Source organism: Salipiger sp. HF18 (assembly GCF_011806505.1).
Taxonomy (GTDB): domain Bacteria; phylum Pseudomonadota; class Alphaproteobacteria; order Rhodobacterales; family Rhodobacteraceae; genus Salipiger; species Salipiger thiooxidans.
Window position 1 is genome coordinate 1 of the sequence record NZ_JAATOS010000075.1, and the last position, 14,273, is coordinate 14,273.

Annotated in this window: 14 protein-coding genes and 1 pseudogene; 5 read left to right on the forward strand and 10 right to left on the reverse strand. The window is 69.2% G+C overall.

What is annotated here, in order from left to right; all coding sequences use genetic code 11:
- Positions 1-277 (reverse strand): annotated as a pseudogene (locus HC022_RS09320) (hypothetical protein); the annotation flags it as partial.
- A 194-nt stretch (positions 278-471) separates the two neighbouring features.
- Between HC022_RS09320 and HC022_RS09325 the strand changes: the two are divergent.
- Together HC022_RS09325 and ilvD are read left to right on the forward strand one after the other, a co-directional pair.
- The gene (locus HC022_RS09325) at positions 472-1,335 is read left to right on the forward strand and encodes a D-amino-acid transaminase (protein WP_089963450.1); all 864 of its coding nucleotides are present in this window, start codon (positions 472-474) and stop codon (positions 1,333-1,335) included.
- A 191-nt stretch (positions 1,336-1,526) separates the two neighbouring features.
- Positions 1,527-3,356 carry a dihydroxy-acid dehydratase gene (gene ilvD / locus HC022_RS09330; RefSeq protein WP_167452239.1) on the forward strand — a complete coding sequence of 610 codons (1,830 nt, stop codon included), beginning with the start codon at positions 1,527-1,529 and terminating at the stop codon, positions 3,354-3,356.
- A 201-nt stretch (positions 3,357-3,557) separates the two neighbouring features.
- Here ilvD and HC022_RS09335 read toward each other — a convergent pair whose 3' ends face one another.
- Positions 3,558-4,010 carry an Lrp/AsnC family transcriptional regulator gene (locus tag HC022_RS09335; RefSeq protein WP_008886756.1) on the reverse strand — a complete coding sequence of 151 codons (453 nt, stop codon included), beginning with the start codon at positions 4,008-4,010 and terminating at the stop codon, positions 3,558-3,560.
- A 72-nt stretch (positions 4,011-4,082) separates the two neighbouring features.
- Here HC022_RS09335 and HC022_RS09340 point away from each other — a divergent pair, with 72 nt between their 5' ends.
- Both HC022_RS09340 and HC022_RS09345 read left to right on the forward strand, forming a co-directional pair.
- On the forward strand, positions 4,083-4,682 hold the full coding sequence (locus tag HC022_RS09340) for a LysE family translocator (RefSeq protein ID WP_167452240.1): 600 nt from the start codon (positions 4,083-4,085) through the stop codon (positions 4,680-4,682).
- Between the two features lie 229 nt (positions 4,683-4,911).
- Positions 4,912-5,874 (forward strand): acetyl-CoA carboxylase carboxyltransferase subunit alpha, encoded by a 963-nt coding sequence (locus HC022_RS09345; RefSeq protein ID WP_089963453.1) that lies wholly within the window; start codon positions 4,912-4,914, stop codon positions 5,872-5,874.
- Positions 5,875-5,942: 68 nt separating this feature from the next.
- Here HC022_RS09345 and HC022_RS09350 read toward each other — a convergent pair whose 3' ends face one another.
- On the reverse strand, positions 5,943-7,472 hold the full coding sequence (locus HC022_RS09350) for a cryptochrome/photolyase family protein (protein WP_167452241.1): 1,530 nt from the start codon (positions 7,470-7,472) through the stop codon (positions 5,943-5,945).
- Positions 7,469-7,621, reverse strand: a complete 153-nt coding sequence (locus HC022_RS09355; RefSeq protein ID WP_167452242.1) for a DUF2256 domain-containing protein — start codon at positions 7,619-7,621, stop codon at positions 7,469-7,471. Before HC022_RS09355 ends, HC022_RS09350 begins: the two co-directional genes overlap by 4 nt.
- 111 nt (positions 7,622-7,732) lie before the next feature.
- On the opposite strand from HC022_RS09355, the gene HC022_RS09360 reads away from it, so the two are divergent.
- The gene (locus HC022_RS09360; RefSeq protein WP_008886882.1) at positions 7,733-8,134 is read left to right on the forward strand and encodes a DUF2177 family protein; all 402 of its coding nucleotides are present in this window, start codon (positions 7,733-7,735) and stop codon (positions 8,132-8,134) included.
- A 14-nt stretch (positions 8,135-8,148) separates the two neighbouring features.
- Here the strand turns inward: HC022_RS09360 and HC022_RS09365 are convergent, their stop codons facing one another.
- The 6 genes from HC022_RS09365 to HC022_RS09390 all read right to left on the reverse strand — a co-directional run.
- A complete protein-coding gene (locus HC022_RS09365) occupies positions 8,149-8,880 on the reverse strand; it encodes an SDR family oxidoreductase (protein ID WP_167452243.1) in 732 nt (243 codons plus the stop codon).
- A complete protein-coding gene (locus HC022_RS09370) occupies positions 8,873-10,045 on the reverse strand; it encodes a cyclopropane-fatty-acyl-phospholipid synthase family protein (RefSeq protein ID WP_040384697.1) in 1,173 nt (390 codons plus the stop codon). Before HC022_RS09370 ends, HC022_RS09365 begins: the two co-directional genes overlap by 8 nt.
- A complete protein-coding gene (locus HC022_RS09375; protein WP_167452244.1) occupies positions 10,038-10,826 on the reverse strand; it encodes a DUF1365 domain-containing protein in 789 nt (262 codons plus the stop codon). The genes HC022_RS09370 and HC022_RS09375 overlap by 8 nt, the downstream gene beginning before the upstream one ends.
- Complete coding sequence (locus tag HC022_RS09380) at positions 10,823-12,103, reverse strand: NAD(P)/FAD-dependent oxidoreductase (RefSeq protein WP_368484642.1); 1,281 nt, start codon at positions 12,101-12,103, stop codon at positions 10,823-10,825. The genes HC022_RS09375 and HC022_RS09380 overlap by 4 nt, the downstream gene beginning before the upstream one ends.
- 142 nt (positions 12,104-12,245) lie before the next feature.
- The gene (locus tag HC022_RS09385) at positions 12,246-12,977 is read right to left on the reverse strand and encodes a sulfite exporter TauE/SafE family protein (RefSeq protein WP_167452246.1); all 732 of its coding nucleotides are present in this window, start codon (positions 12,975-12,977) and stop codon (positions 12,246-12,248) included.
- Positions 12,970-14,273, reverse strand: a 1,304-nt coding sequence (locus HC022_RS09390; protein ID WP_167452247.1) for an aldehyde dehydrogenase family protein, incomplete at its 5' end; no start/stop codon positions are given. The genes HC022_RS09390 and HC022_RS09385, both read right to left, overlap by 8 nt.

The window sequence follows — 14,273 nt, forward strand, 5'->3', positions numbered from 1 at the left end:
TGATCTGCCCGAAGAGCAGCCCCAGCACGTTGCCGGTCACCATGCCGAAGGTCACGAAGAGCAGCGCGTAGAAGAGCGCCTCGCGCGCTGCCGAGGAGCGCACCGGACGCGGCACCGGGCCCGCCGGCGTCATCGCGTCGGACCAGCCCGCGAGCGCCGCCTCGGCCTCGGTCTCGGTCCATCCCGCCGCCTGCAGGGCAGTGCGGATCTCGTCGCGCGAGAGGCCGCCCTTCAGGGCCTCCCGGACGAAGCCTGCAAGCTCCTCGGTCTGCGACATGGGCGTCTCCTTTCACGGGTAGTGGTCGATGCGCGTCTGCGGCGCTATTGGGCCCTTATGTGGGGAGTCGCCCGCGCCTGTCCAATGTCCGCGTCGGCCCGCCCGCCGCTCCCGCCCCGCAGCACCTGCGGCTTCACCCGTTTCCCGGCGCCGGTTCCGCCGTCGTCCGCCCCGTCGTTCCAAAGGAGAATGCCATGACCCGCACCGTCTATCTGAACGGAGAGTACCTGTCCGAAACCGAGGCCAAGGTGTCGATCTTCGACCGCGCCTTCCTCATGGCCGATGGCGTCTACGAGGTGACCTCGGTCCTCGGCGGCAAGCTGATCGACTTCGGCGGCCACCTGAAGCGGCTCGAGCGCTCGCTGAACGAGCTCGACATGAAGAAGCCCGCCGCCTTCGACGACCTGCTCGAGATTCACCGCAAGCTGGTCGAGCTGAACGGCATCGACGAGGGGCTGATCTACCTTCAGGTGACCCGTGGCGCGCCCGGCGACCGCGATTTTGCCTTCCCCGATCCCGAGACCACCGAGCCGACGCTGGTGCTCTTCACCCAGAACAAGCCCGGCCTCGCGGACAACCCGACCGCCAAGAAGGGCATCAAGGTGATCTCGATCGACGACATCCGCTGGGGCCGTCGCGACATCAAGACCGTGCAGCTGCTGTACCCGTCGATGGGCAAGATGATGGCCAAGAAGGCCGGTGCCGACGATGCGTGGATGGTCGAGGACGGCTTCGTGACCGAGGGCACCTCGAACAACGCCTACATCGTCAAGGACGGCAAGATCATCACCCGCAACCTGTCGACCGACATCCTGCACGGCATCACCCGCGCCGCGGTGCTGAAATTCGCCCGCGAGGCACAGATGATCGTCGAGGAGCGTCCCTTCACCGTGGACGAGGCCAAGGACGCGGACGAGGCCTTCTTCACCTCGGCCTCGGCCTTCGTGATGCCGGTGGTCGAGATCGACGGCACCGCCATCGGCGGCGGCTCGGTCGGCCAGGTGGCCACCCGCCTGCGCGAGATCTACCTCGAGGAAAGCATCAAGGCCGGCGTCTGAGCCCGGCCTGCGCGCCCGCAGCCGGGGGCAGGACGCCTCGGGCGGGCGCCGTTTCCGCAATGCCGAACAGGGGGCCGCGCCGGCAATCGCGCGGCCCCTTTCACGTGTCCGGGGTCCGCGATGGCGGTGCCCTTGCCGCAGGGGCCGCCGGGCGTTACACATCCCCGACACCGCAATGGAGGGGGAGACCCATGCCCGCCTATCGTTCCCGCACCACCACCCACGGCCGCAACATGGCCGGCGCCCGCGGCCTGTGGCGCGCCACCGGCATGACGGACGGCGACTGGAACAAGCCGATCATCGCCATCGTGAACAGCTTCACCCAGTTCGTTCCGGGGCACGTGCACCTCAAGGATCTCGGCCAGATGGTCGCCCGCGAGGTCGAGAAGGCCGGCGGCGTGGCGAAGGAATTCAACACCATCGCCGTCGATGACGGCATCGCGATGGGCCATGACGGCATGCTCTACTCGCTGCCCTCGCGCGAGATCATCGCCGACTCGGTCGAGTACATGGTCAACGCCCACTGCGCCGACGCCATGGTCTGCATCTCGAACTGCGACAAGATCACCCCCGGCATGCTGATGGCCGCGATGCGCCTCAACATCCCCGTGGTCTTCGTCTCGGGCGGCCCGATGGAAGCGGGCAAGGTGATGTGGGACGACGAGGAGAAGGCGCTCGACCTCGTGGACGCCATGGTCGCCGCCGCCGACGACAAGTACACCGACGCGCAGGTCCAGGCGATCGAAGAGGCCGCCTGCCCGACCTGCGGCTCGTGCTCGGGCATGTTCACTGCGAACTCGATGAACTGCCTCACCGAGGCGCTGGGTCTGTCGCTGCCGGGCAACGGCTCGACGCTGGCCACCCACGCCGACCGCCAGCGGCTCTTCGTCGAGGCCGGTCACCTGATCGTCGACCTCGCCAAGCGCTACTACGAGCAGGACGACGCCTCGGTGCTGCCGCGCTCGATCGCGACCTTCGAGGCGTTCCAGAACGCCATGACGCTCGACATCGCCATGGGCGGCTCGACCAACACTGTGCTGCACCTGCTGGCCGCCGCCAACGAGGGCGGGGTCGATTTCGACATGACCGAGATCGACAAGCTGTCGCGGCAGGTGCCGGTGCTCTGCAAGGTCGCGCCCGCCAAGAACGACGTGCACATGGAAGACGTGCACCGCGCCGGCGGCATCATGGCGATCCTCGGCCAGCTCGACCGTGCCGGCCTGATCGACAGCTCGGTGCCCACCGTGCATGCCGAGACCATGGCGCATGCGCTCGACCGCTGGGACGTGTCGCGCACCAACTCCGAGTCGGTGCATGACTTCTACCGCGCGGCTCCGGGCGGGGTGCGCTCGACGACCGCCTTCTCGCAGGAGCGCCGCTACGACACGCTCGACCTCGACCGCCAGAAGGGCGTGATCCGCGACGCCGAGCACGCCTTCTCGAAGGACGGCGGCCTTGCGGTGCTCTACGGCAACCTCGCCGAGGACGGCTGCATCGTGAAGACCGCCGGTGTCGATGAGTCGATCCTCGTGTTCTCGGGCCCGGCGCGGATCTTCGAGAGCCAGGACACCGCGGTGAGCGCGATCCTGACCAACAAGATCAACCCCGGCGACGTGGTGCTGATCCGCTACGAGGGACCGCGCGGCGGCCCCGGCATGCAGGAGATGCTCTACCCGACCAGCTACCTGAAATCGAAGGGGCTCGGGAAGGACTGCGCGCTGGTCACCGACGGCCGCTTCTCGGGCGGATCCTCGGGGCTGTCGATCGGCCACGTTTCGCCCGAGGCGGCCGAGGGCGGCACCATCGGCCTCGTGGCCGAGGGCGACCTGATCGAGATCGACATCCCGGCGCGCAAGATCCATCTCGCGGTGGACGACGCCGTGCTGGCCGAGCGCCGCGCCGCCCGCGACGCCAAGGGCTGGCAGCCCGACGAGCAGCGCAGGCGCAAGGTGACCAAGGCGCTCAAGGCCTACGCGGCGCTGACCACCAGCGCCTCGAAGGGCGCGGTGCGGCAGATCTGACGCGCGCCACGGCGTGAGGTTTCGCGGGGCGCGGGGTCTTCGGATCCCGCGCCCCGTTTCCGTTCCGGCCCCGTTTCCGGTCCGGCGCAGCGGTCTTGCGGCATCGCGGGTCGGCGGGCGTCGCAGGGGGGCGCTGCCCCCGTCCCTGCGGGACTCCCCCGGAGTTTATCCGGCAAGATGAAGGGGCCGGGTTGCGCCCGGTCAGGCGCGATCGTCCTTGGGGGAGCCCATCACCACGTAGGAGGTGATGGCGTTGACCTGCGGCAGCGTGCCCAGCACCTCGGTGTGGAAATGCTTGAAGGCGGCGAGGTCCGCGGCCTCGATGCGCAGCAGGTACTCCACGTTGCCGGTGATGTTGTGGCATTCGCGGACCTCGGGGGCGCGTGCAATGGCCCGTTCGAAGGCCTCCTGCATCGACTTGGTGTGGGCGTTGAGCCCGACGGTCACGTAGGCGGTGAAGCCGATGCCGGTCTTCTCGGGGCTGAGCACGGCGCGGTAGCCGCGGATCACGCCGGATTTCTCGAGCGCCGCGACCCGGCGCAGGCAGGCAGAGGGCGACAGGCCCACGCGCTCGGCCAGCGCGAGGTTGCTGATGCGGCCGTCGCGCGAGAGTTCACGCAATATCCTGCCGTCCGTGGCGTCAAGATCGCTCATGGATTGCAGTATTGCCCGATGGACGCCGCAGTTCGCAATCATTCTCCGCGAAAGATCGGCAATTCTTGCGTCATGACACCGGATCTTCTCCTTGCCCTCGCGGCTTTTGCGCTCGTCACCGTCATCACGCCGGGGCCGAACAACCTGATGCTGCTGGCCTCGGGCGCCAACTACGGCGTGCGCCGTTCGCTGCCGCACATGGCCGGCGTGGCGCTGGGGTTCCCGTCGATGGTGTTCCTCGTCGGGCTCGGGGTGATGCGGGTCTTCGACCTCTGGCCGATGGCGCACGATGCGCTGCTGTTGGTTTCGGTCCTCTACATGCTGTGGCTGGCGTGGAAGATCGCCAACGCCGCGCCGCCGGAGCAGGCCTCCGGCGCCGAGGGCGGTCGCCCGCTCGGGTTCCTGCAGGCGGCGGCCTTCCAGTGGGTGAACCCCAAGGCATGGTCCATGGCACTGGGCGCGATCACGCTCTACGCGGCCGGGCGCGACCTGATGTCGGTGCTCTGGGTCGCCGGGGTCTACGTGGCGATGGGGCTGATCTCGACCACCACATGGACCGTGCTGGGGCGTGAGATGCGCAGGGTGCTCGACCGCCCTGCCCGGCTGCGCGCGTTCAACTGGGCCATGGCGGCGCTGATGCTGGCCTCGCTGCTGCCGGTACTGCTGGGCTGAGGTCTGAGCCGCGCGGATCCCGGCCAGCGGATCCGCCGCGGGCGGGGCGAGGTCGCACGCGGAGGGCGGCGCACCCGCCGGATCCAGTCCTCATGGCCTCGCGACAGCGCGTCGTCCCTGCCTCCGTCTCGGAGGCGCCCCCGCCGGATCCGGGCGTGACAAATCTTGCTTTGTTGCATCCCGGACCCACAGACGCCATATAGGCCCCGCATAACAAGAGTGCCCGGCAATGACGCATTATCTCGACTTCGAAAAACCCCTCGCCGAGATCGAGGGCAAGGCAGAAGAACTCCGCAACATGGCGCGGAAGAATGAGGAGATGCATGTCGAGGAAGAGGCCGCCGCCCTCGACCGCAAGGGGCAGGAGATGCTCAAGGAGCTCTACAAGAAGCTCACCCCCTGGCGGAAATGCCAGGTGGCGCGGCATCCCGACCGGCCGCATTGCAAGGATTACATCGAGGCGCTGTTCACCGAGTACACGCCACTTGCCGGCGACCGCGGCTTCGCGGACGACCACGCGGTGATGGGCGGGCTCGCGCGCTTCAACGACAAGCCGGTGATGGTGATCGGCCATGAGAAGGGCAACGACACCCAGTCCCGCATCGAGCGCAACTTCGGCATGGCGCGCCCCGAGGGCTACCGCAAGGCGATCCGCCTGATGGAGATGGCCGACCGCTTCGGCCTGCCGGTGATCACGCTGGTGGACACCCCCGGCGCCTACCCGGGCAAGGGCGCGGAAGAGCGCGGCCAGTCCGAGGCGATCGCCCGCTCGACCGAGAAATGCCTGCAGATCGGCGTGCCGCTGGTCTCGGTGATCATCGGCGAGGGCGGCTCCGGCGGCGCCGTGGCCTTTGCGACCGCCAACCGCGTCGCGATGCTCGAGCATTCGGTCTACTCGGTGATCTCGCCCGAGGGCTGCGCGTCGATCCTCTGGAAGGACGCCGAGAAGATGCGCGAGGCCGCCGAGGCACTGCGTCTGACCGCGCAGGACCTGCTGAAGCTCGGCGTCGCCGACCGCATCATCGCCGAGCCGCTGGGCGGCGCGCACCGTGATGCGTCGGGCACCATCGCCGCGGTCGGCAAGACCATCGCGTCGATGCTGGGGGAGATGGACGGCATGAAGCCCAAGGCGCTGGTCAACGCGCGCCGCGAGAAGTTCCTGAACATGGGCGCCAAGGGCCTCGCGGCCTGATCGCAACCGCCTGCAGGCACATCGACCGCCCCGGCGCCCGACGCGGGGCGGCCCCTCCGGCCCGGGGCTCAGGGCCACTCCCCTCCATCCAGGAACGCCTTCGCCGAGCCGGTGATCCGGTCGCGCTCGGCCTTGTCCTTCTTGCGCAGGTTCGCGAACATCAGGCCCATGCGCCGGTTGTCGCCCAGCGCCTCCTCGTTCTCGATCAGGAAATTCCAGTACAGATAGTTGAACGGGCAGGCGTCCTCTCCGGTCTTCTGCTTGAGATCGTAGGAGCACGCGCCGCAGTAGTCGGACATGCGGTTGATGTAGCTGCCCGAGGCCGCGTAGGGCTTGGAGCCCAGCCGCCCGCCATCCGCATGCATCACCATGCCGTGCACGTTGGGCAGCTCGACCCATTCGAAGGCGTCGGCGTAGACCTCGAGATACCATTTCTCGATCTGGCGCGGCGCGACCCCGGCCAGCAGCGCGAAGTTCCCCGTCACCATCAGCCGCTGGATGTGGTGGGCATAGGCGTTGCGCCGCGTGGTGCCGATGCAGTCTTCCATGCAGCGCATCCGGGTCCCGGCGCCCCAGTACATCTCGGGCAGGTCGCGCCTTGCGTTCAGGAAGTTGCTGTCCTCGTAGCCCGGCATCTCGGTCCAGTAGATGCCGCGCACGAACTCGCGCCAGCCGAGGATCTGGCGGACGAAGCCCTCGGCGGCGTTCAGCGGCACGTCTCCATTCTGCCACGCCTGTTGGGCCTTCTCGCAGACCTCGGCAGCGGTCAGCAGGCCGATGTTGAGATAGGGCGAGATCACGCCGTGGAAGAGGAAATCCTCGCCCGCCTTCATGGCGTCCTGGTAGTCGCCGAAGGTCGGCAGGCAATCCTTGATGAAATGGCGCAGCGCCCGCAGCGCCTCGTCGCGGGTCACCGCCCAGCCGAAGCCCTCGAGATCGCCGAAATGGTTGTCGAATCGCGCAGCCACGAGCTCCAGCACCTCCTGCGTGGTCTCGTCGGGGCGAAAGCGCATGCGGTGCGGCAGCTCAAGCCCCTTGGGCAGCGCCTTGCGGTTCTCGGCGTCGAAGTTCCAGTCGCCGCCCGCCGGCCCGTCGTCCTCCATCAGCAACCCGGTGCGGCGACGCATCTCGCGGTAGAAGTGTTCCATACGGGTGGTCTTGCCGGCCGCGACGAGCTCGGCGAACGCCTCGCGGGAGCAGTAGAAGCGGTCGTCCGTGCGGATCTCGACGGGCAGGTCGAGATCGCTTTCCCAGTCGCCCATCATCTCCCACACACGCCATTCGCCCGGCTCGGTGACGATGACGCGGGCGGGATCGTGGCGCTTCACCGCGCGCGCCAGCTCGCCGCCGAAGCTGTGGGTGTTGTCGGGATCGTCCAGCGTCACGTAATCGACGGTGACGCCCCGCCCGCGCAGCTCTTCGGCGAAGTGGCGCATGGCCGAGAGGATCAGCGCGATCTTCTGCGGGTGGTGGCGGACGTAGCTGGTCTCGTCGCCGACCTCGACCATCAGCACCACGTCATCCTCGTCGAGGTCCGAAAGCGAGGACAGCGACCGGGTGAGCTGGTCGCCGAGGATCAGGCGCAGGCTCCTGCTCACAAGGGTTTCCGCGCCTCGGTCCGGCAGCGGTCAAAGCAGAACTTCACCGCCTCCCAGTCCCGCGCCCACTTGCGGCGCCAAGCGAAGGGCCGCCCGCACCGGGCGCAGAGCTTCACCGGCAGGTCCGCCTTCCTGCGCATCTTCGCCATGACATGTCCTCCCCCGGGCACCCCGCCCTGCGTTCCACGCCAACCATCGCGCGGGGTTGAAACTTTCCGCCCCGCGCGCTCGTTTCTTCCGGGAAGCAAGGAGTTCCCCGCATGCAGCTTGTCACCCTCTACGGCGCCACCCTCGCGATCTTCCTCGTGATCGACATCGTGGGCATCACGACCCTCATCAAGCCGGTCTTCGAGCGCCACGTGGGCGAGATGCTGGCCGATCCGCTGCGGCTGGGCCCGGCGGCGGCGTTCTACCTCTTCTACATCGCGGGGCTGCTCTACTTCGTCTCGGTCCCGGCGCTGGCCGCCGGACGCCCGGTGCAGGCGCTGCTCGGCGGGGCGCTGCTGGGGCTGATGTGCTACGGCACCTACGAGTTCACCAACCTCGCGACGTTGCGCGGCTGGTCGTGGAACCAGGTGGTGATCGACAGCCTGTGGGGCGCGGCGCTGACCGGCGGCTCGGCCTGGGCGGGCGTCACCATCACCCGCTGGATCCACGGCTGAGCGCGCGGCGCGGCTCACTGCACCAGCCGCGCGGTGAGCCGCAGCGCGATGCCGTAGGGCAGCACGCGCAAGAGCTTCAGCGGCAGCGTCAGTCGGCGCGGGAAATGCACCTCGAAGCGCCTGCCGTCGAGCCCGCGCACGATGCGCTGCGCCGCGTCCTCGGGCTGCAGCACCGCCGGCATCTCGAAGCTGTTCTTCTCGGTGAGCCGGGTGGCGACGAAGCCCGGGCTGATCATCCGCACCCGGATCCCCGGGGCCAGCTCGGCCCGCAGCGTTTCGGCAAGGCTGATGACGCCCGCCTTCGAGGCGGAGTAGATCTGCCCCTGCGGCAGCCCGACATAGCCCGCGACCGAGCCGGTGAGCACCAGATCGCCCCCCTCGCGCAGGAGCGGCGCCGCGGCCCGGGCGAAATGGAAGCTGCCGGTGAGATTGACGGAGACGATCTTCGCGGCGAACTCCGGGTCGATCTCGAGCACCTTGCCGGGATCGTAGAGCGCCGCCAGCGTGATCGCCCGGTCGAGCAGCCCGCCCGCGGCGATGCGCTCTGCCGCCGCAGCGAGGCTCTGGGGGTCGGACACGTCCGCGGGCACCGCCTCGGCGCCGATCTCGTCGGCCAGCGCCTGAAGCTTGTCCTCGGAGCGCGCCGAGATCACCAGCGAGGCGCCACGGGCGGCATAGGCGCGGGCGAGCTCGGCGCCGATGCCCTCGGAGGCGCCGACGATCCAGATACGCTCAGGATCAGACATGGGCCATGCGGTACTGGTAGACGTTGGTGCGCCCGGTCTCGAAGGCCGCGATGCAGGCGGCAAGATAGAAGCGCCAGACCCGGATGAATGGATCGTCGAAGCCCAGCCCGCGCACTTCGGTCACGCGGGCGTCGAAGCGGGTGAGCCAGTCGCGCAGGGTGCGGGCGTAGTCCTGACCGAAGGCATAGGCGTCCTCGACCCGCAGCCCGGCGCCCTTCGCCACCTCGCGGAACACGTCCGGCGAGGGCAGCATGCCGCCCGGGAAGATGAAGCTGCGTATCATGTCGCCGCCCGCGCGGTAGCGGTCGAAATAGGCGTCGCCCACGGTGATGGTCTGCACCATCGCCCGGCCCTTTTCCGACAGCACATGGGCGATCTTGCCGAAATAGGTCGGCCAGTAGCGCTCGCCCACCGCCTCGAACATCTCGATGGACACCACGTGGTCGAAGCGCCCGTATTCGTCGCGATAATCCTGCAGCGCGATCTCGGCGTCTCGGCCCAGCCGCTCACGGGCGAAGCTCGCCTGCTCGTGCGAGAGCGTAAGCCCCTTGGGGTGGAAGTCGCCCCGCGTCATGGCGCGCTCGGCGAAGCCACCCCAGCCGCAGCCGATCTCGAGCAGCCGCCCGGACGAGGTGCCAAGCCCGTCGAGGATGCGGTCGTACTTGCGCTGCTGCCCGGCCAGCAGCGGATCCGAGGCCTGGGCGTCCTCGGGCAGGAACAGTGCCGAGGAGTAGGTCATCGTGTCGTCGAGCCAGAGCCGGTAGAACGCGTTGCCGAGGTCATAGTGTGCCTGGATGTTCCGGCGCGAGCCCCGCTTGGTGTTGCGGTTGAAGAGATACAGAGCGCGCACCAGCAGCGCCTGCATCGGGTGGCCGTAGAGAAACGGCTCGAGCGGCTTCTCGTTGGCCAGCGCAAAGGCGAGGAAGGCGGCGAGGTCGGTGCTGTCGCACCAGCCGTCGCGATAGGCCTCGGTGAGCCCGATGTCGCCGCGCGCCGCCGCCGCGGGCACGGTGCGCCAGTCGGTGATGGTGAAATCCGCGTCCGGCCCGGGAAAGCGCCCTTCGAACCGGCGCACCTTGCCGTCCGGCGTCGTGAGGGTCAGGCTGCCGACCTCGATCAGGTCGAGGCACCCCAGCATCTTGCTTTCTATCTGACGTTCAAACATCGCGGCTGACCCTGTCCTTGGCCTCGGAGCGTCTCCGGGGAAGCTGTTCGGGTTTTGAGATAAAGCGAACCCCACTCAGAACAAGCTTGAGCGCCTGCCAGTGGATCAGGGCGATCACCTTCTGCGACTGGAACAGGTGCCGGGCCCGCGCCATGGCAAGGCTGCGGGGAGTCAGCGCCCGCGCCGGGCCGGCGAGCGAGGTCTGCAGCTTCACCTCGCCGCCCTCGCCGATCCAGTCGACCCAGGCGCCGAACCGGTCGGGGCCGGGATCGAAGCGGAACACGTAGTGGCCCTCGCGCGGGAGGAAGGGCGACACGTGGAAGAGCTTGCGCCCCGAGATCCGGTCCGAGCGGGTGATGGGGCGGTTGTCGGCGTGGTGACAGAGGTAGAGGTGCCGCTCGCCGAAGGTGTTCGAGACCTCGGCCAGCACCGCCCGCAGCCCGCCCTCGTCGCGGGCGAGCCAGAAGCTCACCGGGTTGAAGCCGTAGCCCGGGCTGCGCGCGGTGGTGATCAGCGTCACCTCGCAATGACCGAGCCCCACGGGCGCCAGCTGGTCGTGGATGAACGCCGAGAGCGCGCTGCCGTCGCGGTGGCCGTAGTCGCGCCGCCGCAGGCTCCAGGCGCCGCCCGCGTCGGGACGGATCGGCAGCAGGCCCTGTTCGAGCGCCCGCACCGGCAGCGCGAGGTAGAGGCCGGAATAGCGGAAGGCGCGCTCGACGTCGCCCTTGCGGGCGTGCCAGATCCGGCCGTCCACAAGCGCGCCTTGCCAGAGGTCGGTCATTCCGCCGCCTCCAGGAACGGGCGCGGCTCGGACGGACGCTCCGCCGCCCAGGGATCGGCGCCGAGCGGCCAGTCGATCCCCATGGACTGCGCCACCCGCAGCGCCGAGAGCACGCCGTCCTCGTGAAAGCCGTAGCGGGTCCACGCGCCGGCGTAGTGGATGCCACCCCGGCCCTGGATCTCGGGCAGGCGGGCCTGCGCCGAGACCGTCGCCGCGTCGTACTGCGGGTGGTTCAGCTCCGCTTCGTCATGGATGTGCCGCGGCTCGTGCTCGGGGTTCAGCGTCACGATCATCGGACGGTCGGTGCCCAGCGGCTGCAGCCGGTTCATCCAGTAGGACAGGCTGATCGGCCGCCCGCTCAGCGCCGTGTCGCCTTCGGTGACATAGTTCCAAGACGACCAGATCGACCGCCGCCGCGGTAGGAAGCGCGTGTCGGAATGCAGCACCATGCGGTTGGGCTCGGTGCGGAAGGTCCCGAGGATGGCCTGCTCCTGCGGATCGGGCTGTTCGAGCATCCGCAGCGCCTGCGGTGCGTGGGTGGCGAGGATCACCCGGTCGAACCGCTCGGCGCCGTGGGCGCTGATCACATTCACGCCCATGCCGTCGCGCACCACCGCCGAAACCGGACAACCCAGCCGCAGCCGCGCCTGCGTGGCGGCCAGCAGCGCCTCGACGTAGCGCGCCGAGCCGCCCCGGACCGTCAGCCACTGCGGCTGGTCGTTGACGGTGAGCAGGCCGTGGTTCTCGAAGAAGCGCACGAAGCTCTCTGCGGGGAAGTCCATCATGTCGCGGGTGGGCGTCGACCAGATCGCGCCGGAGATCGGCATCAGGAAGCGGTCGCGGAACTCGGTCCCGAGCCCCAGCGCCGAGAGCAGCTCGCCGATGCTCTGCCCCGCCTCGACCCGTTGCGGCGCCTGCCGGAAGAAGCGCAGGATATCGTTGATCATGCGCCAGTGCGACGGGTCGGCGAGCCTGCGGGCCTGGGCGAACAGGTCCCGCGTGCGGGTGGTGCCGTATTCCAGCGCGCCGTTGCCGAAGCTCGCCGCGAAGCTCATGTCGCTATCGGCCAGCTCGACGCCCAGATGCTCGAGCAGCGGGATGAAGAGCGGATAGGTCCGGCGGTTGCAGACGATGAAGCCGGTATCCACGGCGATTCCGCCGACCTCGGCGGTGCGGGCGTGGCCGCCGGGGCGGTCCTCGGCCTCGAAGACGGTCACCTCGTGATGCGGTGCCAGCAACCACGCCGTGGCAAGCCCCGAGACGCCGCTTCCGATCACGGCGCACTTCAATCCCCTGTCAGTCACCCGAACCTCTCTTCCGTTGGCCACAGCAGAAGAGACGGAGCCCGGAATGAAAGAGTTTCAAGGGCGGCAAAAAAAGCTCACGTCCAGCAGGATAGGCCGCTGCCGGACCCCGAGCTCAGAGCAGGCCCAAGATCCCTCGCAGCCCGGTCAGCAGCGCCATGGCCGCGAGCAGCAGCAACGCGGCGGCGCGGTAGCCGCCCTCGCCCAGCCTGCGGAAGCCGAGTCCGCCCGCCCATGTGACCAGCAGCATCGCCGGGAAGGCGATCACCGCCTGCACGAACAGCCCCGCCGACAGCTGCCCCGACCAGTAGAGCCCCGGCAGCGCCATCAGCGCGGTGACGAAGAAGAACACCATCAGCGAGGCGCGGGTGCAGGCGGCGGGCTGGGCACGGCCGAGGAAATAGGCGATGGCGGGCGGCCCGGGCATCGCCGCGAGCCCCGCGAAGATCCCCGAGACCATGCCCGCGCCCAGCGCCGGGCCCGGTCCGGGCGACAGCCGCACCCTGAGGAGCAATGCCAGCAGTCCCGCGCCCACCAGCAGCGCCAGCACCACCCGCAGCATGTCGGGCGAGAGCTGCGCCAGCCCCCAGACCCCGAGCGGCGTGCCGAACAGGGCACCCGCCGACAGAAGCCCCAGCGACTGGCGGTCGAGCAGCCCGTGCATCGCCACCACGTCGCGCAGCCCCACGAGGCATTGCAGCAGGATGGCGATGACCACGGCGTGGGCGGGGGGCACGAAGAGGCTCATCAGCGGCACCGCGGCCAGCGCGAAGCCGAAGCCGGTGAGCCCGCGCAGCACCCCCGCCGCCAGAACGGCGGCCGCGATGAGCGGCCAGCCGTCAGCCATCGAAGCTCATCACGATGGTCTTCTTGCGGGTGAAGTGCTCGAGCATCGCCTCGAGCGAGGCCTCCTTGCCCAGCCCCGAACGCCCGAAGCCGCCGTAGGAGACGTTGGGCTGGATGGTCAGGTTCTGGTTCACTTGAACGTAGCCCGCGTTGAGCCGCGCGGTGGCGTCGAGCGCGGTGTTGAGGTCGCGGGTCCAGACCGTGGCGGCAAGGCCGTAGCGGCTGTCGTTGGCGCGGGCGATCACGTCGTCGTAGTCGCTCCAGCCCTGAATCACCGCGACCGGGCCGAAGATCTCGTCGGTGACGCAGGGGTGATCCTCGGGCAGGCCGAGCAGCAGGGTTGGCAGCTCGAAGAGCTCGGGTGACAGCGCCCCGCCTGCGGGACGGGTGCCGCAGCGGATCACCTCGGCGCCGGGCGTGGCCTCGGCCTTGGCGACGTAGCTGCGGATGGTGGCGGCCTGTCTCGCGTTGATGATGGTGCCGATCTCGGTCGCCTCGTCGAGCGGGTCGCCGATCACCATGGCGTCGAGCCGCGCCCTCAGCCGGGCCACGAAGGCGTCCTTGAGGTCATCGTGCACATAGATCCGCGACGAGGCGGTGCAGCTCTGGCCCTGCCGGGTGAAGCGCATCCCCGACAGCGCGCCCTCGACCACCTTGTCGAGATTGGCGTCGGCGCAGACGATCATCGGGGACTTGCCGCCCAGCTCGAGGCTCACCGGCACGATCTTCTTCGCGCCCGCCTCGTAGACCGCCTGGCCCACGCCCTCGGAGCCGGTGAAGGTGATCTTGGCGACATCCGGATGCGCGGTCAGCGCGGCGCCGCAGTCGGCGCCGGTGCCGCAGACGACGTTGACGGCGCCCGCGGGCAGGTGATGCGACAGGATCTCGGCGCAGAGCAGCGTCGCGAAGGGCGCCTCTTCCGAGGCCTTGACCACCACGGTGTTGCCCGCGACCAGCGCCGGGGCGATCTTGAGCATCATCAGCACCAGCGGCACGTTCCACGGCAGGATCGCCGCGACCACGCCCAGCGGCTCGCGCGTGGTCATGGTGAGCATGCGCGGGTTGTAGGGCAAGGTCTCGCCCTTCAGCTCGGACCCGAGCCCGCCGTAGAATTCCAGCAGGTCGGCGGCGACGGCAACCTCGCCGCGGCACTCGGTGCGCAGCGCCTTGCCGGTCTCCATGGCGAGCAGCCGGGCGATGGCCTCGGACTGCGCGGCGATGGCACGGCCGGCGGCGGCGACTGCCTTGCCGCGGGCCCGCGCGGGCGTCGCGGCCCAGCCGGCGCCCGCGTCCAGAG

Coding starts and splice junctions, on each gene's coding strand:
- HC022_RS09325 (WP_089963450.1), top strand. CDS start 472: ATGACCCGCACCGTCTATCTGAACGGAGAGTACCTGTCCGAAACCGAG.
- ilvD (WP_167452239.1), top strand. CDS start 1,527: ATGCCCGCCTATCGTTCCCGCACCACCACCCACGGCCGCAACATGGCC.
- HC022_RS09335 (WP_008886756.1), bottom strand. CDS start 4,010: ATGAGCGATCTTGACGCCACGGACGGCAGGATATTGCGTGAACTCTCG.
- HC022_RS09340 (WP_167452240.1), top strand. CDS start 4,083: ATGACACCGGATCTTCTCCTTGCCCTCGCGGCTTTTGCGCTCGTCACC.
- HC022_RS09345 (WP_089963453.1), top strand. CDS start 4,912: ATGACGCATTATCTCGACTTCGAAAAACCCCTCGCCGAGATCGAGGGC.
- HC022_RS09355 (WP_167452242.1), bottom strand. CDS start 7,621: ATGGCGAAGATGCGCAGGAAGGCGGACCTGCCGGTGAAGCTCTGCGCC.
- HC022_RS09360 (WP_008886882.1), top strand. CDS start 7,733: ATGCAGCTTGTCACCCTCTACGGCGCCACCCTCGCGATCTTCCTCGTG.
- HC022_RS09365 (WP_167452243.1), bottom strand. CDS start 8,880: ATGTCTGATCCTGAGCGTATCTGGATCGTCGGCGCCTCCGAGGGCATC.
- HC022_RS09370 (WP_040384697.1), bottom strand. CDS start 10,045: ATGTTTGAACGTCAGATAGAAAGCAAGATGCTGGGGTGCCTCGACCTG.
- HC022_RS09375 (WP_167452244.1), bottom strand. CDS start 10,826: ATGACCGACCTCTGGCAAGGCGCGCTTGTGGACGGCCGGATCTGGCAC.
- HC022_RS09385 (WP_167452246.1), bottom strand. CDS start 12,977: ATGGCTGACGGCTGGCCGCTCATCGCGGCCGCCGTTCTGGCGGCGGGG.